This window comes from uncultured Reyranella sp., from assembly GCF_945957355.1.
Lineage (GTDB): Bacteria > Pseudomonadota > Alphaproteobacteria > Reyranellales > Reyranellaceae > Reyranella.
The window spans coordinates 237,246-259,010 of the sequence record NZ_CAMFKM010000004.1; the positions used below are offsets into that span (position 1 = coordinate 237,246).

Consider the following 21,765-nt stretch of genomic DNA (forward strand, 5'->3'; position numbering starts at 1 on the left):
GATCCTGCTACAAGCCTCCTCATGCGTGCATTCGTGGCGCTGCTGGCTTTCGCGGTCGTGGCGGCTCTCAATTTCCTGTGGTGGTGGGTTCCGAACCGGCCGGTCGACATAGCCGGCTGGAGCGCGGCGCCTCTCCAGAGCGTTTCATTCGCGCCCTACCGGCCGGGCCAGAGTCCGCTGACGCGGACCTTCCCGACCCCGGAGCAGATCGACGCCGATCTCAAGCGCCTCCAGGGCAAGGTCAAGGCGGTGCGCACTTACTCTTCGGGTGAAAACCTCGAGGCGGTGCCGCAGCGTGCGGGCAAGTACGGGCTCAAGGTCTGGCACGGCGCCTGGCTGAACAGCAACGAGAAGGAAAATCTCGAGCAGATCAACCTGCTGATCGACCATGCCAACAAATACAAGGACACGGTCGAGCGGGTGATTGTCGGCAACGAGGTGCTGCTGCGCAAGGATCTCACGGCCAACGAACTGCGCCGCTATATCCGGCAGGTGAAGCAGCGCGTCACCCAGCCGGTAACCTATGCCGACGTCTGGGAATTCTGGCTGCGCAACCCGTCGCTGGCCGACGAGGTCGACTTCATCACGATCCACATCCTCCCGTACTGGGAAGACGAGCCGATCGGACTGGATCGCACCGAGGCCAACGGCAAGCTCGCCATCGAGAAGCACCTCGTGGACATCTACAAGAAGGTCCAGGAGCGCTTTCCCGGCAAGAAGATCGTGATCGGCGAGACCGGCTGGCCGAGTGACGGTCGAATGCGCTCGGACGCGCGGCCGGGCCGGGTCGAACAGGTCAAGTATTTCTCGATCTTCCGCACCGCCGCGGAGCGGGAGGGCTTCGACTACAACGTCATCGAGGCGTTCGACCAGTACTGGAAGGCCCGCCAGGAGGGTACGGTCGGCGCCGCCTGGGGCCTGCTGGACGCCCAGCGCCACGACAAGTTCGAACTCGGCAAGCCGGTGAGGGCGGAGCCACACTGGCAGATTCTTTTCACCATCTCGACGATAGCCGGTGCCTTGCTGCTGCTGGCCTATGCCACCCAGCGCAAGGCGGGTCACTGGAAGGGCATTTTCATCTTCGCGCTCTTCGCCCAGCTCGTAGCGACCTGCTACGTCCAGGCGACCTGGACCGACCTGACGCGCAACTTCTACTTCGAGCGCACGCTGGGCGTCGCCTTCTGGGCGATCCTGCTGGCGGCCTTCAGCTATGCGTTGTTGCGCGGCATTTCCGACAGCCTGACCGGTCAGATGGCTGATCCGTCGCTCTACAGTGCACGTGTGCGGGAATCCTGGCGGGCCTGGCGCGAACTGCCGCGCTACCGCATCCTGCAGCGCGTCGACCTGCTGGCGCAGGTGCTCTATCTGGCGCTTACGGTGCTCTGCATCTTCTACCTGATCGTGATCAGTATCGACTGGTACGACGGAGTGATCCGGATCGGCGACTGGTTCCGTCAGATCGCCATCGACGGCCGCTATCGCGATTTCCCGATCTGGAGTTTCGTGATCCCGAGCATCGTGCTGATGCTGTGGAAGACCATCACCATCCTGCGGACCGAGCCGGTGGCGCGCGACCATCGCTTCGCGCGCGCGCTCTCGTTCGGCCGCCTGTTGGGCTATGACGGCAGCCGCGGCTTCGTGCGCATGAACCGCCGGCTGAGCCGCTTCGCGCCGGTCCTGCCCGAGATCATCCTGGTCTCGATGCTGGTCTTCTGGGCGGTCGTGCTGGTCGTCACTGAAGGTGCCATCAAGTTGCACGATGGCGGCGCCGGCGGGTTCGTATCCGCCGACGGCGGCCGCTGGGTCATTCGAACCTTGTTCTGGAACAGCCAGGCCAACTGGTTCGCGTTCCTGGCGCTGCTGATGGCCGTTCCCTATGCCGCAACCATCTACCTTTCGGTACGGGAGCCACTGGCAGAATTGCCGCCGGACTCCTATACGAACAAGTGGTAGGCGCTGAGCCGGGAGTTACGAGATGGAAATCAAGGGTGAATACAGGATTGGTGCGTCGCGCGAGAAGGTCTTCGCGGCCCTGAACGACCAGGCCATTCTGCAGGCGTGCATCCCCGGCTGCGAATCGCTGGAAATGCTTTCTCCCACCGAGATGACGGCCAAGGTCCGCCTGCGCATCGGTCCAGTCAGTGCGGCCTTCGGAGGCAAGGTCACGCTCTCCGACATCGATCCGCCGAACGGCTACAGGATCACCGGCGAAGGGCAGGGCGGTGTCGCTGGCTTCGCCAAGGGCGGCGCCGTCGTGACCCTCACGGAAGATGGCGGCGACACGATCCTGAAATACGAAGTCGATGCCCAGGTCGGCGGCAAGATCGCTCAGGTCGGCGCGCGTCTGATCACGGGTACGGCGAAGAAGCTCGCCGATCAGTTCTTCGGCAAGTTCGCCGAGAGCGTCGGCGCGCCGCCGCCGGCCGCAGCCACCTGATGGCGATGCCTTCGGCCGATCCATCGGGAGATCCGCCGCCGCCGGTCCCCTCTGCTGCAGCGCAGCGTGGATTTCGTCACTGGACCGTCATCGGCGTCGGCGCCGTGGTGCTGATCCTCGTGTTTCTTGCGAGTCGTTAGCAGCTGGCGTTCGACGCCAGCAATTCCCTTGACCGCTACATGGGGGGCTTGTCAGAGTCCCGGCCAACGCTCGGCGGCCGTGTCTGGTTGCGGCCGCGCAAACCAATACGTGAGGGGAGATTGAGTATGACCATTTCCGTCGCCATGACCGTCAACGGCAAGTCCGTATCGGGCAAGGTCGAGGCGCGCACGCTGTTGGTTCAGTTCCTGCGTGAGCATCTCGGCATGACCGGCACCCATGTCGGTTGCGACACCAGCCAGTGCGGCGCCTGCGTGGTGCACGTCGACGGCAAGTCGGTGAAGTCCTGCACCATGCTCGCGGTCCAGGCCGAGGGAGCCAAGGTCACGACCATCGAAGGGCTCGCCGAGAGCGCCGAGAAGCTGCATCCGATGCAGGAAGCCTTCCGCGACAACCATGCCCTGCAGTGCGGCTTCTGCACACCCGGCATGGTGATGAGCGCCATCGACATGGTGAAGCGGCACAACTACCAGCTCGACGAGGCAACGGTGCGCCGCGAGCTCGAGGGCAACCTCTGCCGCTGCACTGGCTACCACAACATCGTGAAGGCGATCCTGGCCGCAGCCCCGGCCATGAAGTCCGCAGGAGTGTAGCCCCATGACCTCCGCCACCGGAATCGGCGCCCGCGTCCCGCGTACGGAAGACAAGCGCTTCCTGACCGGAACCGGTCGCTATGTCGACGATCTGCCCCTCGCCCGGGCGACCTACGCGTACTTCCTGCGTTCGCCGCATGCCCATGCGAAGATCAAGAGCATCGACATTTCGGCGGCGGAAAAGCTTCCAGGCGTCGTCAACATCTTCACCGGCAAGGATCTTGTCGATGCAAAGGTGGGCGGCCTGATCTGCGGCTGGGTCGTCAAGGACAAGCACGGCGAGCCACACAAGGCGCCGCCGCATCCGGTGATGGCGGTCGATACCGTCCGCTACGTCGGCGACACCGTCGCCATGGTCGTGGCCAACAGCCATGACGAGGCGAGGGATGCAGCCGAGGCGATCAAGGTCGATTACGAGGTCCTGCCGGCCATCGTCGATCTCGCCAGGGCGCTCGACAAGGGCGCACCGCAGGTCCATGCCGAGGCGCCCGGGAACCTGATCTACGACTGGGAGATCGGCGTGAAGGCCGATGTCGAGGCGGCGTTCGCCAAGGCGGCGCACGTCACCAAAATGGACATCGTCAACAATCGCCTGATCCCCAACGCGATGGAGCCGCGCGCCGCGGCGGCCGAATACGACAAGGGCACGGGCAACTATACGCTCTGGTCGACCTCGCAGAACCCGCACGTGCTGCGGCTGATCCTGTCGGCTTTCGTGCTGGGCATTCCCGAGCACAAGCTGCGGGTCATCGCCCCCGACGTGGGCGGTGGCTTCGGCAGCAAGATCTTCTGCTATGCCGACGAGACGATGGTCTGCTGGGCCGCCTCGCGGGTCGGCCGGCCGATCAAGTGGACGGCCGAGCGCAGCGAGTCGTTCCAGACCGACTGCCATGGCCGCGACCACGTTACCCACGCCGAACTTGCTCTCGACAAGGACGGCAAGTTCCTGGCCCTGAAGGTCGAGACGATCGCCAACATGGGCGCGTATCTGTCGACCTTCTCGACAGCCGTTCCGACCTATCTGTACGCGACCCTGCTGGCCGGCCAGTACACGACGCCGCTCATCTATGCCAACGTGAAGGCGGCGGTGACGCACACGGCGCCGGTCGATGCCTATCGCGGGGCCGGACGTCCCGAGGCGACGTTCGTCGTGGAGACCATCGTCAGCAAGGCGGCGGCCGAGCTGAAGATGGATCCGGCCGAGCTGCGCCGGAAGAACTTCATCCCGTCGACGGCCTTCCCGTACCAGACGCCGGTGGCGCTGCAGTACGACTCGGGCAACTACCCGCCGATCATCGACGAGGCGATGAAGATCGCGGACTACCCGGGCTTCGAGGCTCGCCGGGCCGAAGCCAAGGCGCGCGGCAAGCTGCGCGGCATCGGCTTCTCGTCCTACATCGAGGCTTGCGGTCTCGCGCCTTCGCAGGTGATCGGCCAGCTGGGCGGCGGCGTCGGCCAGTGGGAGTCGGCGCAGATCAAGTTCAACCCGACAGGCAACGTTCAGGTCATCACCGGTTCGCACAGTCACGGCCAAGGCCATGAGACCACCTTTGCGCAGCTCGTCCACGACCGGCTGGGCGTGCCGATGGACCAGATCGAGGTGGTTCACGGCGATACGTCGACGACCACCTTCGGTATGGGCACCTACGGCAGCCGTTCGCTGGCGGTCGGCGGCTCCGCCATCATGAAGGCGACGGACAAGATCATCGCCAAGGGCAAGAAGATCGCGGCCCACCTGATGGAAGCCGACGTGGCTGACGTCGTGTTCGAGAATGGCACCTTCAAGGTCGCGGGCACGGACAAGGCGGTGCCGCTGGCGCAGGCTGTCTTCGCCGCCTACGTGCCGCACAATTATCCGCTGGCCGAGATCGAGCCGGGCATGGACGAGAATGCCTTCTACGATCCGGCGAACTTCGTCTATCCCTCGGGCACGCAGATTTGCGAGGTCGAGATCGATCCGGACACCGGCATCGTCGAGGTCGTCGCCCATACGGCGGTCGACGATTTCGGCAACATCATCAATCCGATGATTGTCGAGGGGCAGGTCCATGGCGGCATCGTCCAGGGCGTGGGCCAGGCGCTGTTCGAGGGCGCGGTCTACGACAAGGAAACGGGCCAGCTGCTGAGCGGTTCGTTCATGGACTACACCATGCCGCGCGCCGACAACTTCCCGTCGTTCAAGCTCGGCTACAAGGTCACCCCATGCCCGCACAATCCGCTGGGCGTGAAGGGATGCGGCGAGGCGGGGGCCATCGCGGCGCCCGCGGCCGTAATGAACGCGGTTCACAACGCGCTGGCGCCGATCGGCGTCAAGCATGTCGAAATGCCCGCCACGCCGCTCAACGTGTGGCAGTCGATCCAGGGCGCCCAGCGCGCGGCGGCCGAGTAAACGGAGGAAGTCCAGATGTACGATTTTGCCTACCATCGCCCGAAGTCGGTCGCCGACGCGGTTGCCCTGCTCAAGGGCAAGGAAGAGGCCCGTCCGATGTCGGGCGGCATGACGCTGATCCCGACCCTGAAGCAGCGGCTGGCTCGTCCGAGTGACGTCGTCGATCTCGGCGGCGTCAAGGAACTCGCCGGCATCAAGGTCGAGGGCGGCAACGTCGTCATCGGCGGCATGACCAAGCACGGTGACGTGGCGACGTCGGCCGACGTGAAGAGCAACATCCCGGCGCTGGCCGACCTGGCCGGCCATATCGGCGATCCGCAGGTCCGCAATCGTGGCACGATGGGCGGCTCGGTCGCCAACAACGATCCGGCGGCCGACTATCCGGCGGCCGTCGTTGCGCTGAATGCCACGGTGATCACCAATACCGGCAAGCACGCGGCCGACACCTTCTTCAAGGGCCTGTTCGAAACGGCGCTGGGCGAGGGCGAGATCATCACTGCGATCAGCTTCCCCAAGGCCGAGAAGGCCGCCTACATGAAGTTCCCGAACCCGGCCTCGCGCTACGCGATGGTCGGCGTGTTCGTCGCGAAGACCGCCGCTGGCGTGCGCGTCGCGGTGACCGGTGCCGGCCCGTGCGTCTTCCGCGTGAAGGCGATGGAGGAGGCGCTCTCCAAGAACTTCTCGTCGGACGCCATCAAGGACATCAAGGTACCGGCCGACGGACTGAACAGCGACATCCATGGCAGCGCCGAATATCGCGCCCATCTGGTCGGCGTCATGGCCCGCCGCGCGGTCGACAAGGCCAACAAGTAGGCGTACCGCACGCGAAGGATTAACGTCGGGGCGCCCTTGATCGGGCGCCCTTTCGTTTGAGGTGAATTCAGAATGAAAGCTCTGGTGACGGGTTTCGATCCGTTCGGTGGCGACGCGGTAAATCCGTCTTCCCTCGCGGTGAGCCGGCTCAAGAAGAAGATCGGCAAGGTGACCGTGATCAGCGCGGTCCTTCCGACCTCCTATGCGAGGTCCGCTGCCGTGCTGCGCGAGGCGATCGATGGGGCGAAGCCCGACATCGTACTCTGTGTCGGGCAAGCCGGCGGGCGTACCGAACTCTGCCTTGAGCGGGTGGGCATTAATGTTCAGGACGCGCGCATCCCCGACAACGACGGGCAACAGCCGATCGACGTGCCCGTGCGCGCCAACGGTCCGGCCGCCTATTTTTCGAACCTGCCGGTCAAGGCCTGCGTCGCGGAGATGCGCAAGGCAGGCTTGCCGGCCGCAGTGTCCAACACCGCCGGCACCTTCGTCTGCAACCACATCCTCTATTCGCTGATGGACATCTTCGAATCCCATCCGGCGAAGATGCGCGGCGGCTTCCTTCACATTCCCTATGTGCCGGAGCAGGCGGCGCGGCTGGGCGGTGCCCCGTCGATGGCCGTCGACGACATCGTCCGCGGCATCGAGATCATCCTCGCGACCAGCGCGGCGCGGTCGACGGACATCAAGACCGCCGAGGGCCGGATCTCTTAGCGGAGCACGCCACTCCAGTGGCGCGCTCCATTGATTGCAGTCTTCGCTACTCCGCCGCGATCGCAAGCGGCGGCGGGACGTGGCGGGCCGGTGCGGTCTCCGTCGCGGCGGCCGGCTTCTTCACCCTGAACCAGGCGGCATAGAGCGCCGGCAGGAAAAGCAGTGTGAGGGCGGTTGCGACCAGCAGGCCGCCCATCAGCGCCACGGCCATCGGCCCCCAGAATACGCTGCGCGACAGCGGGATCATGGCGAAGATCGCGGTTCCCGCGGTCAGCAGGATCGGCCGGGCCCGGCGCACCGTGGCGTCGATCACCGCATCCCATTTGCTGTGGCCCGCTGCGATGTCCTGGTCGATCTGGTCCACCAGGATCACCGAGTTGCGCATGATCATGCCGGCCAACGCGATCACGCCCAGCAGCGAGACGAAGCCGAAGGGCTGGTTGAACAGCAGCAGGAACAGCGACACGCCGATCAGGCCGAGCGGGGCGGTGAGCAGCACCAGCGCTAGCTTCGAGAAGCTCTGGAGCTGCAGCATCAGGAACAGGATCATCAGGAAGGCCATCAGCGGCATCATCTTGAAGATCGAGGCCTGGCTCTTGGCTGACTCCTCCTGGTCGCCGCCCACTTCGATGCGGTAGCCGGGCGGCAGCGTGGCGCGGACCGGCGCCAGCGCCTTGTCGATCCGGGCGGCCACGTCGGGGCCCTGCACGCCGTCGGCCACGCCGGCGCGAACGGTCATCAGCAGGTCCTTGTTCCGTCGCCAGAGGATCGGCTCCTCCAACTCGAACTTGAGCGTCGCGAGCTGCGCCAGCGAAACGACGCCGCCCGTGGAGGTGCGGAAGTTGATCGCCTCCAGGCCCTCGACACTCAACCGTTCCGGCGCGACGGCGCGGGCGACCACGTCGATCGACTCGGTGCGGTCGCGATACTGGGTGACGGTGATGCCGGTCAACAGGGTCTGCAGCGAGTTGCCCAGTGCCTGGGAATCGACACCCAGGGCGCGGGCCTTCGCCTGGTCGACCTCCAGACGCACCGTCTTGGCCAGCTCGTTCCAGTCGAAATTGATGTCACGGGTCGCAGGATCGGCCTTGAAGACCTGGCGGACCTGTTCGGCCACCTGCCGCACCTGTTGCGGGTCGTCGCCTAGCACGCGGAACATGACTGGATAGCTGACGGGCGGGCCGTTCTGCAGGCGCTGTACCCGGGCTCGCACAGCCTCGAAGTCCTTCTTGAACTGGTCGTCGAGGGCGGCAACGACCCGCTCGCGGGCGACCAGATCCTTGGTCATGACGATGACCTGCCCGAAATTGGCATTGGCCAGCTCGGGCACCGTCGGCAGGTAGAAGCGCGGGCTGCCGGCGCCGACATAGGCGGTGTAGGAGGCGACGTCGCCGCTGTTGCCCAGCCAGGTTTCGAGCTTGCGCACTTCGGCATCGGTCGCGGCCCATGAGGCACCCTGCGCCAGCTTGAGGTCGACGATGAGCTCGGGCCGGTTGGCGGTCGGGAAAAATTGCTTGGATACGAGGCCGAACGCCGCGAGCGAGCCCACGAAAGCCAGTGCAGTGATGACGATCGTGGTCTTGCGCCAGGTGACGCACCACACGACGACCTTGCGGAAGAGCGTGTAGAGACGGCCGTTGTAGGGATCGTGGTGCTGCACCTTGGGCGTCGGCAGCAGGTGGTAACCCATCCACGGCGTGAACAGCACCGCGACGAACCACGAGATGATCAGTGACAGGCCGACGACCCAGAAGATCGAGTTGGTGTATTCGCCGGCGCCGGAGCGTGCGAATCCCACCGGCACGAAGCCCACGGCCGTCACGAGCGTACCGGTCAGCATGGGGAAGGCGGTCGAGGTGTAGGCGTAGGTCGCAGCCTCCAGCCGGCTGGCGCCCTGTTCGAGCTTCACCATCATCATCTCGACGGCAATGATGGCGTCGTCGACCAGAAGGCCGAGCGCGATGATCAGCGCGCCCAGCGAGATGCGCTGGAAGTCGATGCCCAGCAGCAGCATGCCGACGAAGGTGATGGCCAGCACCAGCGGCACGGAAAGGGCCACGATCACGCCGGTCCGGATGCCGAGGCTGACGAAGGAGACCACCAACACGATCGCCAGCGCTTCGAGCAGTGAGGAGCTGAATTCCTCGAACGACTTGGCGACGACCTCGGGCTGGTTGGCGATGCGATGCACCGTGATGCCGACCGGGAGGCCGGCCTCGACCTCTTCCATTGTCTTATCGAGCGCGGCGCCCAGTTTCTCGACGTTGCCGCCCGGCGCCATGACGACGCCGAGGCCGATCACCGGCTTGCCGTTGAAGCGCATGGCGAGCTGGCGCGGATCCTGGTAGCCGCGCCTGATCTCCGCGACGTCGCCCAGGGTCAGGGTCTGGCCATTGGCGGTGAAGGGCAGCGCCAGGAGCTGCTCGGCCGAGGTCGGCGCGCCGTCGACGCGGACGGCGACCCGCTCGCCCTTGGTCTCGACCGTGCCGGCCGCCACGATCGCATTCTGCCGACGCACGACCTCGAGGATCTGGTCGACCGGCACGCCCAGCAGGGCGAGCCGTGTGTGGCTGAACTCAATGTAGATCTTCTCGTCCTGCAGGCCGAAAAGGTCGGCCTTGGTGACGTCCGGCACGCGCAGCAGGCGCTGGCGCACCGCCTTCGCGATCTCCTTGACCTCGGCCGGCGAGAAGCCATCGGCCTCGAAGGCCCAGATCAGGCTGTAGGTGTCGCCGTATTCATCATTGAAGAAGGGACCGATCACGCCTTGCGGCAGCGAACTCTTGATGTCGCCGACCTTCTTGCGCACCTGGTACCAGAGGTCCGCTACTTTCGAGGGTGGTGTGTCGTCCCGCAGCGAGACGTAGATCACCGTCTCGCCCGGCTTCGTGTAGCTCTGGACGTTGTAGAAATAGGGTAGTTCCTGCAGCTTGGTCTCGATCTTCTCCGTGACCTGCTGCTCGACCTCGCGCGATGTGGCGCCGGGCCAGGCGGCCGATACGACCATCTGCTTGATGGTGAAGGGCGGATCCTCGGCGCGGCCGAGATTGAAGAAGGCATAGAAGCCAGCCAGGGTCAGCGCGATCATGAAGAACACGGTGAGCGTGCTGTACTTCAGCGCCAGCGCCGAGAGATTGGTGCGCGTCGTCATGGATGCTGTCCCCCGAAGGCAGGATCGCTAGCGGGCCGCCTGCTGCTGCGACTGGAGCGGCTTCACCCTTTGGCCGGTCTCGAGCTTGTGCACGCCTGCGGTGGCGATCAGCTCGCCCTCCTTGACACCCGACAGGATCGCGGCCGTATCGTCGCGCCAGCGCGCGATCCTGACGGGGCGCAATTCGACCGTGCCGCTGTCGCGATCGACCACCCAGACGGCGGGCTGGGTGCCGCGCTGGAAGATGGCGGAGAGGGGCACTTCGGCGACCGGCGTGCGATCGGGCCGCTCGAAGCCCAGCGTCGCGGTCATCCCGAGCCCGATGAACTGCGGTGGCTCCAGCACGCTGAAGCGCGCGGCATAGGTGCGGGTCACGGGATCGGCGCTGGGCGAAAGTTCGCGCAGCCGGGCGGCATGACGCCGGCCCGGATCCGACCAGAGTTCGAAGCTTGCGCCCTGCGCCTCGCGTACGGCCTTCAGCCGGTGTTCGGGAACGCCGACCTGGATTTCCAGTTCGTCGGTGCGCGCGAGCCGGATCACGCCCTGGCCCTGCGCCATGACTTGGCCCACCTCGGCCTGGACGGCAGTGACGACGCCCGCCGCATCGGCGCGAAGCACCGTGTAGGCGAGGTTGTTCTCCGCGGAAGCCAGCTGGCTCTTGGCCTGGTCGACGCGGGCGAGGGCGGTCGAGGCCAGCGATTGGCGCTGATCGAGCGTCTGCGGCACAAAGGCCATGCTGCCGCGCAGGTTCAGGTAGCGCTCGTGATCAGCCTTGGCGCGGACATAGTCGGCTTCCGCTGACGCCAGCGCGGCCCTCGCATTATCGACGGCCAGCTGGTAGTCGGCGGGATCGAGGGTGGCGATGACATCGCCCGGCTTTACGACCGCACCGACATCAACTGAACGCTGGATGATCTTGCCGGCGACGCGGAAACCCAGCGTGCTCTCGATGCGGGGTACGACAGTGCCGGCCAGCAGGAGCGTCTGGCCCTGGGCCCTGTAGGAGATTTCCGCGACCCGAGCCGGCCGGATGACCGGTTCTGCGCCGGCCACGGGGGCGCCGTGGGTCTTGGTGAACGAGTAGGCGGCGACGGCGCCACCAGCCACTAGCACACCGACTGCGGTCAGCACGGCCAGCTTCTTTGCGGGGACGCGCGGGAAACGAACGTGGGGGAGACGCATGGCGGGGCTTCCTTCGGACGTTTACAATGAGCTGAAAATCTAAACGCCGCTAACTTACCGTTGATAAGTTATCTGCGTTAATATAATAGTCAAGGGCAGGAGAACCCGATTGAGCGCTTTTTCGACAGCGGCGACGGGTGGCCGGAAGAAGCGCGGCGAGGGACATACCCGCCGCGAGGAGATCCTCCAGGCCGCCAAGGAACTGTTCCTGGAGCAGGGCTACGAGGCCACGACGATCCGCCGGATCGCCGACCGGGTCGGCGTGTCCGCGCCGGCGCTCTATCTCTATTTCCCCGACAAGGAGCAGATGATGCTCGCGCTCTGCGATCAGACCTTCGGGTACCTGATCGACAGCATCGCTGAGATCGAGAGCACCGTCAGCGATCCGCGCGAGCGCATCCGGCGCTTCGGCGAAGCCTATCTGAAGTTCGGCCTGGCCCATCCCGACGAGTACAAGCTCGTGTTCCTGGGCTCCAACATCCCCGAATCGGTGCGCAAGCTCGGACACAAGATGCCGACGAACGATCCGACGCGACCCGGCATCGGTGGCGCGATCGTGTTCCAGCGTCTCGTCTCGATCATCGCCGAGGCCGAAGCGTCGGGTCTCGCGCTCAACTACCCGGCGGACACCTGCGCGGAACTCTGCTGGATGGCCATGCACGGGGTCGCTTCGGCCCTCATCCTGAAACCCGAGTTCCCCTGGTCCAATCGCGATCTGCTGGGCACGGGCATGCTCGACATCGTGATGAAGGGCATCATCCGGGGCGGCTGAAGATCAGGCTGCAGGACGCGCGGCCCTCTTCGCCGCCGCGCGTGTGTGCAACAGGCGGCCGAGACCCCAGGTGGTGGCGGCCCCGACCACCAGCACCGCGATCCCGATCAACGGTCGGTACCAAAGCCATCCAAACGCGATCACGATCGGCGCGATCGCCACCGTGCAGACCAGCGCGACGAGGAACGTGCCGGCGCCGATCACGTCGCCCAGCAGCGGAATTACGCTGCCGGCAACGGCCAGCGGACGCAGCACGAAATTGAAGCCGATCAGCATGAAGACCACGCCGATCAGGCGCAGCACCCAGGTCATGGTGACGTTCTCCTCCTCGGCGTGCTGGAACATCACCTTGGCCGGCACGGCGCCGGCCGCGATCAGTTCGACGGTCGTGCCCGTATGGGTGGGGAAAGGCGCGAAACCGGACCCGGCCTGGGCGGCGACGACGCTGGCCGTCTGCAACGGCACCTCCGCGAAGGAGATGCGCATGTCGCCGATTGCCGGCTGGGACGGATCGCGGCCGACATAGAGAACGCCGTCGTTGAGGGCGACCGGCTTGCTGACGCGGATCTGCAGGGCATTGACCTGGGCGTCGGTCGCCGCGAGCCGCTTGGCCTCGCCGAAGCCCCGCAGCAGGTAATCGGGCACGGCAAAGGCGCCGAGGCGCGTGCCGGGCGCCAGCAGGTCGCGCGACTGGTAGGTCATCACCGGATTGGTATGGCCGCGCGGCTCCTTGAAGCGATCCGAGTCGATCGGCTTGTCCGACCAGGTGCGTACATACTTGTAGGTCGTGGTGCGTTCCTCGCCCCCACCGAACTTCGTGCGGGTCTCGCTATGGGTCTCTTCCTTCCATTGATAGACCTCTACGTGGCGTTCGAGCCGCACGCCATTCACGCGGACGGCGAAGTCGGGATCGGCGATCGGGCCGCCGGTCGAGAGCATGCCGGTCACATGGATCAGCGTACCGTCGTCCGCGGGATCGGCCCGTTCGGCCGGCACGCTGCGCACGATGCCGGCCCCTTCGGCCAGGCCCTGCGCCGTGCGGATCGCACGGCCTTCGTTCCAGAACAGCACGCCGATCGCCACGACGACGAAGATCAATCCGATGAGGACGCCGACGACTGCCTGCCCGAGCCGGGCGAACCAGGAGGTATTGGTGACCTCGGTGACCTGATCGACGCCGCGCTCTTCCATTGAACCTGCCCTCGGGAATGGGCGCGGAGACTAGAATCACCACCCTCACCATTCAAATGGGGAGGTGCCGGCGTTTTACGCCGGCGGAGGGGTCATGAAGCGATCGTCCGTCGTTCGGCGCTCTCGGACATTGCAAGCAATGTCCTGTTGCTCGATCGGCTGACCTTCGCTCCGCCCACTACCGCCTCGGCCAGACTCTCGGGAAGAGGTCGCAGGTCATCGGGGCGCCGGCGGCGAGATCGGGCGTGTGGGGGAATTGGAAGGTGCCCGGCCGCGGGTCGTAGCGCGCGTCGTCGCCGGTGTAGCGCAGCGACAGTCCGCGGCGGCGTGCGCCTGGCGTGTCGTTGCCCGGTGCGCCGTGCACGATCATCGCGTGGAATACCAGGCAGTCGCCGGGCTCCATCGTCCAGGAGCGGATGTCGTACTTGCCGCGATCCGCGTCGATGTCGGGGATCTCGACCAGGTCGCTCGACGTGAACTTCGCCTCGTGGCCCTTGCGGAAGGGCGTCGGCCGGTAGTTGACGCCCCAGCGATGAGAGCCGGCGATGAATTCGACGGCACCGTTGCTCAAGTCGATATCGTCGAGAGCGATCCAGACCGAGGTGATCTGGCGGCCGGTCACGGGCCAGTAGGGCTGGTCCTGGTGCCACGGCGTCGGATGAGCTGTGCCGGGCTCCTTCACGAACAGCTGGTCGTAGAAGAAGTCGACATTCTCCGAGCGCATCAGCGCGGCGGCGATCTCGCCGGCCGGCGAGGTCAGGGCGGCGAGGCGGAAGTCGCTGTCCCGCCGCCACATGAACATGTCGCCGAAGAACTTGCCCGACGTGCTGCCTTCCGCGAAATTGGTCGCGTGAGGCCCCGGCTTGAGGAGGTCGCGCTCGACCGCTTCGCACAGGATTCCGACCCACACGGCATCGAAGGCGCCGCGCAGGCAGACGACGCCGTCGCGCTCGTAAGCGGCGACGTCCGTTTCAGCGATGGAAATCAAGCGTTCTGCAGAACGTGGACGGCACGGTTGGCGAGCAGGTCCTTGTTCTTGGCCGCATAGGCCTTCATGTGCTCCGACGCGCCGTGGGCCTTGAGGTCATCCATGGTCTCCCACTTCTCGACCACGACGAACGTGTCGGGACCGAACTTCGCGAACGGACCGCCGTCGATGTCGACGGTTGCGCCGTACTCGATGCAGCCCTTCTCGGCGTGCACGGCCGGGACGTTGTCCTTGAAGTTCTTCAGGACTTCGTCGCGCTTGCCGGGCTTGGCGGTGATGATGGCGATGACGTGGATCACTTTGTCTCTCTCCCTGAAATTTACGCTTAGGCGGCGCGGCCATGTCGTAGCAGACGACCGGGCAGCTTGTCGTTGGCGGTGACGGTATCTTTGTTGTTTCGGCGAATGATCCTGCCGTTGACGACGACGGCGTCGATGCCGCTCGCATCCGAGACGAGGCGGTCGGCGCCGGCCGGCAGGTCGTACACGCGCTTCAGCGGTCCCGGGTTCACGGTCTTCGGATCGAAAACCACGACGTCGGCCGGGCGGCCCTCCGCGAGGACACCTCGGTCGATGATGCCGAACATTTCGGCCGGCCGCTGCGTGAGGTTGTGCACCGCCTCCTCGAGTGTGAAGACCTTGCGCTCACGCACCCAGTGGCCGAGCAGATGGGTGGAGTAGCAGGCGTCGCAGAGCTGGCTGGCATGGGCGCCGGCATCGGAGAGGGCAATGATCGTGTTCGGGTCGGTGATGAGCTCGGCCACTTCCTTCTCGTCGAAGTTCATCACGGCCATGCGGAAGCGGGTCTGCAGGTCGTCGGCCAGCGAGATATCGAGGGCGAGGTCGACCGGATCCTTCCCGAGCTTTGCGGCGGCCGCGGTGAGCGGCTGTTCCTCGAGCTCGCGATGCGACGGCGACCAGGCGATGACGACGCGGTCCCACCAGTTGCGGAACAGCGGAGTCACCTCGCTGCGCAGCTTCTCGCGCCACGCCGGATCGGCATAGGCGCGGCGCCGTGTGCCCGGCTCCTTCGCGTCGGCTTTCGCCAGATCGTTCATGAACGGCATCACGTCGAAGATGAAGGGTTCGGCGAAGGTGACCTCGAAGTTGAGCGGCCGGCAGCTCACCTGCGGAATGACGAGGGCGCCGGACTTGCGCTGCTCGGCGGCGAGGTCGAGCTGCTTGCGATGCCCGCCCGGGCCGTAGAGATGGGAGAGCAGGGCGGTCCAGGTGACCGGGATATTGTACTTGCGGCTGACCTCGGCCATGTGGCGGGTTGAGAAATCGCGGCCGATGGTGATCTGCATCAGGCCGCGCTTCAGCTCGCCCATCACCGCGACGAGGGAGTCGATTTCTTCGGGCGTCGCCTGACGGCTGGGGACCGGCTTGCCAGCATAGCCGTTGTGGCTGACCGACACCGAGGTGCCAAACCCGATGGCGCCGGATTCCATGGCCTCGCGAACGAGCTTCTTCATCGTCCCGACCTCGTCGGCGGTCGCAGCCCGCTCGGTCGACTCTTCTCCCATCACGTAGAGCCGCAGCGGCGTGTGACCGAACAGGGCCGCCACGTTGATCGCCGAGCCGCGCTTTTCCAGCGCGTCGAGATATTGCGGGAAAGTCTCGAACGGCCAAGCCGTGCCGAGGCCCGCTTCCAGCGCCTCGAGACTCATGCCTTCGACCTTTTCGAGGGTCTGCATGATCATCTTGCGATGGATTTCCCGGGTCGGCGCGACGCCGAAGCCGCAATTGCCGATGACGGTCGTGGTGACGCCGTGCCAGGGCGAAATGGTGAGCATTCGGTCCCACAGGATCTGGGCATCGTAATGCGTATGCACGTCGACGAAGCCCGGCGCGACGACTTTGCCCGTGGCATCGATCGTCTGTGCGGCGGGACCGTCGGCCTTGCCGATCGCGACGACCTTGCCGTCCTTGATGCCGAGGTCGCCGACGAAGCCCGGCTTGCCGGTGCCATCGACGATGGTGCCGCCGGTAATCTTGAGGTCGAAGGTCATGTCCGCTCCGTGGTAAACGCTTGTTCATATTGGCGTGGGTGCGTCGCAGGGGCAATGCCGTGCTTGCATGGCAAGGTCGCGCTGCTAGGTTCCGCGCGGTTCGGGAGGATTATTGATGGCCAAGCACAAGATCGCGCTCATTCCGGGAGACGGAATCGGCAAGGAAGTTTTGCCGGAAGGCGTGAAGGTTCTGGAGGCCGCGGCCCGGCGCTTCAATTTCGAGCTCGAGTTCACCGATTTCGACTGGTCGTGCGATCGCCTGGTCAAGACCGGCAAGATGATGCCCGACGACGGCATGGAGCAGCTCAAGGCGTTCGAGAGCATCTTCCTCGGCGCCGTGGGCTGGCCGGGCGTGCCCGATCACGTGTCCCTGTGGGGGCTGCTGATCCCGATCCGCCGCGACTTCGACGAGTATGTGAACCTGCGTCCCGTGCGCCTGTTCGAGGGCGTGCCGTCGCCGCTCGCCAACCGCAAGCCGGGCGAGATCGACTTCTGGGTGGTGCGCGAGAACACCGAGGGCGAGTACAGCTCGATCGGCGGCCGCATGTTCCAGGGCACCGATGACGAGATGGCCATTCAGCAGTCCATCTTCACCCGCAAGGGCGTCGACCGCATCCTCAAGTTCGCCTTCGACTTCGCCAGCACGACCAAGAAGAAGCACGTGACCTCGGCCACAAAGTCCAATGGCATCATCCACACGATGCCGTTCTGGGACGAGCGCTTCGCCGAGATGTGCAAGAAGTATCCGAACATCAAGGCGGATCAGTATCACATCGACATCCTGACGGCGCATTTCGTGCGCAACCCGGATTGGTTCGATGTGGTCGTCGGCTCCAACCTGTTCGGCGACATCCTCTCGGATCTCGGCCCGGCGCTGACCGGTTCGATCGGCGTGGCGCCGTCGGGCAACATCAACCCGGAGCGCAAATACCCTTCGATGTTCGAGCCGGTGCACGGATCGGCGCCTGACATCGCAGGCAAGGGCATCGCCAACCCGATCGGCCAGATCTGGTCGGGTGCCATGATGGTTCGTCACCTCGGCTATCCGGAGGCCGCCGAGGCGATCGAACGGGCCATCGCGGCCTCGCTGGTCGAGGGCGGTCCGCGGACCAAGGATCTGGGCGGTAACGGCGACACTATAACCGTGGGTACAGCCATTGCAGAGCTCGTGAAGACCGTGTAGCAGCCGCGTTACTGCAATTCTTGGGAGGTAACCCGATGAAGAGACGCAACCTGCTGACGACCGTTGCCGCCGCTGCTCTGGCGGCTGCACCCCTCGGTGCGATGGCGCAGCCGGCCTACCCGACGAAGCCGATCACGGTCATTGTGCCGTTCGCGGCCGGCGGGCCGACCGATGCCTTGGCACGTGTGCTCACCGCCCGAATGGGTGAGGCGCTCGGCCAGACGATGATCGTCGAGAATGTCGGCGGCGCCGGCGGCACGATCGGCGTCAACAAGGCCGCCAAGGCGACGCCCGACGGCTACACGATCCTGTTTACGCACATGGGCACCCTGGCGGTGAACATCGCGCTCTATAAGACGCTGCCCTACGACAGCCAGAAGGACCTCGAGCCGGTCGGCCTCGGCGGCACGAACCCGATGGTGCTGGTCACCAAGAAGGACCTGCCCGCCAAGGACTTCAAGGAGTTCGAGGCCTTTGTGAAGGCAAACCAGAAGAAGGCGCAGTACGGCATGGCCGGCATCGGCGCCGCTTCGCATCTGGGCGGCCTCATGCTGAACAGCATGATGAAGGTCGACGTGCTGGAGATCCCGTACAAGGGAACCGGCCCGGCGCTGAACGACCTGGTGAGCGGCCAGTTCGACTACATGGTCGACCAGGCGGTGAACGTGCTGCCACAGATCAACGCCGGCACCATCAAGGCGCTGGGCGTCAGCACACTGAAGCGCCTGCCGCAGCTGCCGAACGTCCCGACGATCGACGAGTCGGGCCTCAAGGGCTACGAAGTGACGATCTGGAACGGCTTCTTCGTCGCCAAGAATACGCCGAAGAACGTCATCGACACGCTGAACAAGGCGCTGGTCACGGCGCTCGGCGACGAGAAGGTGCGAGCGCGCCTCACCGAGCAGGCAGTCGAGCTCCCAGAGCCGAAGGACGCGACGCCCGAGGCGCTCCGCGCCCAGCTCAAGGCTTCGATCGACAAGTGGGTGCCCGCCATCAAGGCGGCCGGCGTCCAGCCGCAGTAACGTGCCAAGGAAGGCAGGAAGGGCCGCCGCACAGGCGGCCCTTTTTTTTGCGCCATCAACCCGGATTCGCGGCAGTCGAGCTGGTGGGCGGCTGTTGCCGTGATGGGGGCCTTTCCCGATCGTGCGGTTGGCCCGACATCGGCTGAGGCGGCTGACCCTGCTGGCCCATGCGCGATGAGTCTGGCGGAGGCCGGCCGCTTCCGCTTCGGTCGCCCGAAGGCGGTTGATGCTGTTGGCCTGGCTGCCCCATGCGCGACGGGGCGGACGGAGGCCGGCCGTACGCGTTCCGCTCACCCGCCGGCGGCTGTCGAGCGTCGGCTGGCCTTCCTTGTGGAGGGGGGCCCGTCAGGACGACCGGAGGGTGCGTCCGTCGATGTCTGGTGGGACGGCGGTGCCGGCCCGTCCTGTGCACGGACCGAAGTGCTGGCGAGCGCAAGCGCGAGCAGGGTGATCGAGGTGAGGGCTTTCGCCGATTGCATGCGGATTCCTTTGGAAACCGGCGGTGGACACCGCCATGTTCCCGGCTACGTGCCGCTATGGTTGCCCATCCCCGTATTCAATCTGGGCATTCAGGTGGCGATGCCGAGCGCGCCGAAGTCGATGTCGACGGCGCGCCGCGTGTCGCCGCTTTCGTCGCGTAGCGCCAGCAGGAGTTTGCGTGCGGGCCAGTCGATCTCGACGACGCCGAAATTTGCGGCGGCGAAGAGCGGGCCGAGGCGGTTGGGTCCGGGTTCCTTGGCGGCCCAGTAGACCATGTTCAGTCCGCTCGAGGTGACTTCGTACAGCGGATAGAGCGCGTCGGGAGTCTCGCTGTAGAGCGCGCCGATATGGCGGTCGCCGGAGAGGAACACGACGCCCTTGGCGCCAATTCCGCGGATCAAGTCGACGAGCTTCTGCCTTTCGAGCGGGAAATTGCCCCAGCGCTCCCAGCCATGGCCCTCCGCGAGCACCTGCGTGCTCGACACGATCAGGCGCAACTCGGCCGGCTTGCGCAGTTCGGCCGCGAGCCATGCCCATTGCTCGGGACCCAGCATCGTCTTTGCCGGATCGGGGTCGGGCAGGTAGCGCTGCTTGCCCGCCGCGCCGCGCTGGTCGGTGAGCCTGAGCCGCGAGCGGAACCAGCGCACGTCGAGCAGGATCACCTGCACGCGCTTGCCCGGGGGGCCGATGATCCGGGAATCGTAGATGCCGCCGCGCGTCCGGCGAATGTCGTTCGCCGGCACCTTCCAGAAATCAAGGAACAGCTCCTTCGCCACTACCTTGTGGGCAAACTCCGCGCCGCCGTCGTTGACGCCGTAATCGTGGTCGTCCCAGACGGCAAGGTGCGGTACCGTCTCGCGCAGCTTCGCGTAACCCGCGATCTGCGTCGCTTCCGCGTAGGCTCGCTTCAGATCCGCTGCATCCGGCGAATGGAAGTCGCCATAGACATTGTCTCCGGCGAAGATGAAGAGATCCGGCCGGTAGGCGAGGATGGGCTCCCAGATCGGCTGTGGAAGCGTCTGCTTGGCGCAGGAGCCGAAGGCGATGCGCGAGAGCGGTTTCCCGGATTGCGCCTGGGAAGCGGCGGGGGCCAGCGAGGCCGCGCCCGCCAGCCGGGCGAACGTGCGACGTGTGAACATGGTAAACACCATAATGACATTTTGTGTGGTTTGGATGGCGGCAGCATGAAGCGTCATTTGAAGCGTGCCCTGGAACTGATCCTGATGCCGCTCGCGGCGGCGATCGTCTTCTTCGAAGACGTGCTGCTGCATTACCTGGGCGTCGTCATGGCGGCCTTCGCCAAGTGGCCGCCCGTCGCCCGGCTCGAGGCTTGGTTCGCCCGTCTTCCGCCCTGGGGTGCCCTGGTTGCCTTCGTTGCGCCTTCCGCGCTGGTGCTGCCGATCAAGCTGGCAGCCTTCGGCTTCGCCCTGCACGGAAAGTTCGCGCTGGCGACGGCCAGCATCCTGATTGGCAAGATGCTGGCGACCGCCCTGGTCGCGCGCCTGTACAAGATTCTGCGGCCGACGCTGATCACGATGCCATGGTTCCTGGCCTCCGAGACCTGGCTCTTCAGATGGCGCGACCGGCTCTATGCCTTCGTCCGGTCCTTGCCGGTGTGGCAGAAGACGAAGGCCATGGTGCAGCGCCTGCGCCGCTGGCTTTCGGGTCTGGTGGCCGGTCTGCTGGCGCGTTAACCCGACCCAAGGCGCGCGCCGGCCTCACCGGCCGTGCGCCGCAGGGATTCCAGAAACCGTTCGACCGACCTAGAGGGCGGAATCAGCGCCGGAAGGAGCACGCCGACGTTGAACAGTGTCCGCGTGCGCCAGGGCACCATCGCCAGGCGGCCGGCGCCGAGGACGGCCGGCGTGAGCGGATCGGCAATGGCGACGCCGGCGCCCCGGCCAACGAGGCGGCAGGCGAATTCGAGCGAGTCGACCACGATGCTCGGGCGAATGGCCACGCCTTCGGCCGCGAACATGGTCTCGACGTCATGGCGCAACTGCGTACCCGGCCCCAGCACGACGAGAGTTTCGGCCGCCAGATCGCGGGCCCCGAGCGACTTGCGACGGGCGAGGGGGTGCCGGGCCGGCAGAACGACCACCGCCGGGAGGCTCAGCAGCGGGTGTGCCTCGATGCCGGGATTGTCGAGCGGCAGGGCGCCGATGCCGAGGTCGAAGGACTGGTTGGCGACGGCCAGTTCGAGTTCGCGCCGATGTATGATCGCGACATCGACTTCGACGTCGGGATGATCTCGGTGGAAATGGGCCACGGCAGGCGCCAGCAGGCTGGCGGCAAAGCGCGGCATGCTCACGATCCTGAGGCGCGCCCGCGTGCCGCCGGCAACGCGCTGGGCGATACGGGGCAGGTCGTCGATCGCGACCAGGACGCGCCGCACTTCGGCGAAGAAGGCCGTGCCTTCGGTCGTCGGGACGAGGCGCATACGATCGCGGTGAAAGAGCCGGAGCCCGGTGGCGTGTTCCAGCCCCGCCAGCAGGCGGCTCGCCGCGGACTGGCTCATGTTCAGGGAACGGGCGGCGGCGCCGAGGCTTCCCAGCTCCATGATGCGCAGGAAGAGCCGCAGCGACTGTAGTTTCACCCGAGACCTCTTGCGGAAATCGCAACAACCCGTCCGTTGTTTGCATTTTATACAAGAGCATCCTGCTGTCACTCTTCGCGCATC

Annotated in this window: 18 protein-coding genes; 10 read left to right on the forward strand and 8 right to left on the reverse strand. The window is 65.7% G+C overall.

The features are described from left to right. Positions 1 to 21: 21 nt before the first annotated feature. The 6 genes from Q0Q48_RS08970 to pcp all read left to right on the forward strand — a co-directional run bounded on the left by Q0Q48_RS08970 (position 22) and on the right by pcp (position 7,105). Positions 22 to 1,953 (forward strand): hypothetical protein, encoded by a 1,932-nt coding sequence (locus Q0Q48_RS08970; RefSeq protein WP_295136772.1) that lies wholly within the window; start codon positions 22 to 24, stop codon positions 1,951 to 1,953. Between the two features lie 22 nt (positions 1,954 to 1,975). Then, positions 1,976 to 2,437: a carbon monoxide dehydrogenase subunit G gene (locus Q0Q48_RS08975; protein ID WP_295136774.1), complete on the forward strand. Its 462-nt coding sequence runs from the start codon at positions 1,976 to 1,978 to the stop codon at positions 2,435 to 2,437. Positions 2,438 to 2,703: 266 nt separating this feature from the next. Beyond that, a complete protein-coding gene (locus Q0Q48_RS08980) occupies positions 2,704 to 3,189 on the forward strand; it encodes a (2Fe-2S)-binding protein (protein WP_295136776.1) in 486 nt (161 codons plus the stop codon). Between the two features lie 4 nt (positions 3,190 to 3,193). After that, positions 3,194 to 5,578, forward strand: a complete 2,385-nt coding sequence (locus Q0Q48_RS08985) for a xanthine dehydrogenase family protein molybdopterin-binding subunit (protein ID WP_295136778.1) — start codon at positions 3,194 to 3,196, stop codon at positions 5,576 to 5,578. 15 nt (positions 5,579 to 5,593) lie between these two features. Beyond that, positions 5,594 to 6,391, forward strand: coding sequence for a xanthine dehydrogenase family protein subunit M (locus tag Q0Q48_RS08990; protein WP_295136780.1), 798 nt, complete (start codon positions 5,594 to 5,596; stop codon positions 6,389 to 6,391). A gap of 72 nt (positions 6,392 to 6,463) precedes the next feature. After that, complete coding sequence (gene pcp, locus Q0Q48_RS08995) at positions 6,464 to 7,105, forward strand: pyroglutamyl-peptidase I (RefSeq protein WP_295136782.1); 642 nt, start codon at positions 6,464 to 6,466, stop codon at positions 7,103 to 7,105. 46 nt (positions 7,106 to 7,151) lie between these two features. Here pcp and Q0Q48_RS09000 read toward each other — a convergent pair whose 3' ends face one another. Next, positions 7,152 to 10,256, reverse strand: a complete 3,105-nt coding sequence (locus tag Q0Q48_RS09000; protein ID WP_295136784.1) for an efflux RND transporter permease subunit — start codon at positions 10,254 to 10,256, stop codon at positions 7,152 to 7,154. Positions 10,257 to 10,283: 27 nt separating this feature from the next. Then, entirely contained in the window at positions 10,284 to 11,438 is a 1,155-nt protein-coding gene (locus Q0Q48_RS09005) for an efflux RND transporter periplasmic adaptor subunit (RefSeq protein WP_295136786.1), read from the reverse strand. Positions 11,439 to 11,547: 109 nt separating this feature from the next. Between Q0Q48_RS09005 and Q0Q48_RS09010 the strand changes: the two genes are divergently transcribed. Continuing rightward, the gene (locus Q0Q48_RS09010; RefSeq protein ID WP_295136788.1) at positions 11,548 to 12,210 is read left to right on the forward strand and encodes a TetR/AcrR family transcriptional regulator; all 663 of its coding nucleotides are present in this window, start codon (positions 11,548 to 11,550) and stop codon (positions 12,208 to 12,210) included. Between the two features lie 3 nt (positions 12,211 to 12,213). Here the strand turns inward: Q0Q48_RS09010 and Q0Q48_RS09015 are convergent, their stop codons facing one another. The 4 genes from Q0Q48_RS09015 to Q0Q48_RS09030 all read right to left on the reverse strand — a co-directional run bounded on the left by Q0Q48_RS09015 (position 12,214) and on the right by Q0Q48_RS09030 (position 16,400). After that, positions 12,214 to 13,401, reverse strand: coding sequence for a TMEM43 family protein (locus Q0Q48_RS09015; RefSeq protein ID WP_295136790.1), 1,188 nt, complete (start codon positions 13,399 to 13,401; stop codon positions 12,214 to 12,216). A 178-nt stretch (positions 13,402 to 13,579) separates the two neighbouring features. Next, positions 13,580 to 14,389 carry a phytanoyl-CoA dioxygenase family protein gene (locus tag Q0Q48_RS09020; RefSeq protein WP_295136792.1) on the reverse strand — a complete coding sequence of 270 codons (810 nt, stop codon included), beginning with the start codon at positions 14,387 to 14,389 and terminating at the stop codon, positions 13,580 to 13,582. Further along, on the reverse strand, positions 14,386 to 14,688 hold the full coding sequence (locus tag Q0Q48_RS09025) for a putative quinol monooxygenase (protein ID WP_295136794.1): 303 nt from the start codon (positions 14,686 to 14,688) through the stop codon (positions 14,386 to 14,388). The genes Q0Q48_RS09020 and Q0Q48_RS09025 overlap by 4 nt, the downstream gene beginning before the upstream one ends. 26 nt (positions 14,689 to 14,714) lie before the next feature. Continuing rightward, on the reverse strand, positions 14,715 to 16,400 hold the full coding sequence (locus tag Q0Q48_RS09030) for an amidohydrolase family protein (RefSeq protein ID WP_295136796.1): 1,686 nt from the start codon (positions 16,398 to 16,400) through the stop codon (positions 14,715 to 14,717). Positions 16,401 to 16,515: 115 nt separating this feature from the next. Here Q0Q48_RS09030 and Q0Q48_RS09035 point away from each other — a divergent pair, with 115 nt between their 5' ends. Both Q0Q48_RS09035 and Q0Q48_RS09040 read left to right on the forward strand, forming a co-directional pair. Then, positions 16,516 to 17,583 (forward strand): tartrate dehydrogenase, encoded by a 1,068-nt coding sequence (locus Q0Q48_RS09035; RefSeq protein ID WP_295136798.1) that lies wholly within the window; start codon positions 16,516 to 16,518, stop codon positions 17,581 to 17,583. Positions 17,584 to 17,618: 35 nt separating this feature from the next. Beyond that, the gene (locus Q0Q48_RS09040) at positions 17,619 to 18,605 is read left to right on the forward strand and encodes a tripartite tricarboxylate transporter substrate-binding protein (RefSeq protein ID WP_295136800.1); all 987 of its coding nucleotides are present in this window, start codon (positions 17,619 to 17,621) and stop codon (positions 18,603 to 18,605) included. A 569-nt stretch (positions 18,606 to 19,174) separates the two neighbouring features. On the opposite strand, the gene Q0Q48_RS09045 is transcribed toward Q0Q48_RS09040, so the two are convergent. Next, positions 19,175 to 20,224 (reverse strand): alkaline phosphatase D family protein, encoded by a 1,050-nt coding sequence (locus tag Q0Q48_RS09045; protein ID WP_295136802.1) that lies wholly within the window; start codon positions 20,222 to 20,224, stop codon positions 19,175 to 19,177. A 45-nt stretch (positions 20,225 to 20,269) separates the two neighbouring features. On the opposite strand from Q0Q48_RS09045, the gene Q0Q48_RS09050 reads away from it, so the two are divergent. Continuing rightward, positions 20,270 to 20,779: a hypothetical protein gene (locus Q0Q48_RS09050; protein WP_295136804.1), complete on the forward strand. Its 510-nt coding sequence runs from the start codon at positions 20,270 to 20,272 to the stop codon at positions 20,777 to 20,779. Here Q0Q48_RS09050 and Q0Q48_RS09055 read toward each other — a convergent pair. Further along, positions 20,776 to 21,681: a LysR family transcriptional regulator gene (locus Q0Q48_RS09055; protein ID WP_295136806.1), complete on the reverse strand. Its 906-nt coding sequence runs from the start codon at positions 21,679 to 21,681 to the stop codon at positions 20,776 to 20,778. The two genes, Q0Q48_RS09050 and Q0Q48_RS09055, sit on opposite strands and share 4 nt — an antisense overlap. Between the last annotated feature and the right edge of the window lie 84 nt (positions 21,682 to 21,765).

Bases quoted from the DNA above. Each gene is read 5' to 3' on its own strand.
- Q0Q48_RS08970 (WP_295136772.1), top strand. From the start codon at position 22: ATGCGTGCATTCGTGGCGCTGCTGGCTTTCGCGGTCGTGGCGGCTCTC.
- Q0Q48_RS08975 (WP_295136774.1), top strand. From the start codon at position 1,976: ATGGAAATCAAGGGTGAATACAGGATTGGTGCGTCGCGCGAGAAGGTC.
- Q0Q48_RS08980 (WP_295136776.1), top strand. From the start codon at position 2,704: ATGACCATTTCCGTCGCCATGACCGTCAACGGCAAGTCCGTATCGGGC.
- Q0Q48_RS08985 (WP_295136778.1), top strand. From the start codon at position 3,194: ATGACCTCCGCCACCGGAATCGGCGCCCGCGTCCCGCGTACGGAAGAC.
- Q0Q48_RS08990 (WP_295136780.1), top strand. From the start codon at position 5,594: ATGTACGATTTTGCCTACCATCGCCCGAAGTCGGTCGCCGACGCGGTT.
- pcp (WP_295136782.1), top strand. From the start codon at position 6,464: ATGAAAGCTCTGGTGACGGGTTTCGATCCGTTCGGTGGCGACGCGGTA.
- Q0Q48_RS09000 (WP_295136784.1), bottom strand. From the start codon at position 10,256: ATGACGACGCGCACCAATCTCTCGGCGCTGGCGCTGAAGTACAGCACG.
- Q0Q48_RS09005 (WP_295136786.1), bottom strand. From the start codon at position 11,438: ATGCGTCTCCCCCACGTTCGTTTCCCGCGCGTCCCCGCAAAGAAGCTG.
- Q0Q48_RS09015 (WP_295136790.1), bottom strand. From the start codon at position 13,401: ATGGAAGAGCGCGGCGTCGATCAGGTCACCGAGGTCACCAATACCTCC.
- Q0Q48_RS09030 (WP_295136796.1), bottom strand. From the start codon at position 16,400: ATGACCTTCGACCTCAAGATTACCGGCGGCACCATCGTCGATGGCACC.
- Q0Q48_RS09035 (WP_295136798.1), top strand. From the start codon at position 16,516: ATGGCCAAGCACAAGATCGCGCTCATTCCGGGAGACGGAATCGGCAAG.
- Q0Q48_RS09040 (WP_295136800.1), top strand. From the start codon at position 17,619: ATGAAGAGACGCAACCTGCTGACGACCGTTGCCGCCGCTGCTCTGGCG.
- Q0Q48_RS09045 (WP_295136802.1), bottom strand. From the start codon at position 20,224: ATGTTCACACGTCGCACGTTCGCCCGGCTGGCGGGCGCGGCCTCGCTG.
- Q0Q48_RS09050 (WP_295136804.1), top strand. From the start codon at position 20,270: ATGAAGCGTCATTTGAAGCGTGCCCTGGAACTGATCCTGATGCCGCTC.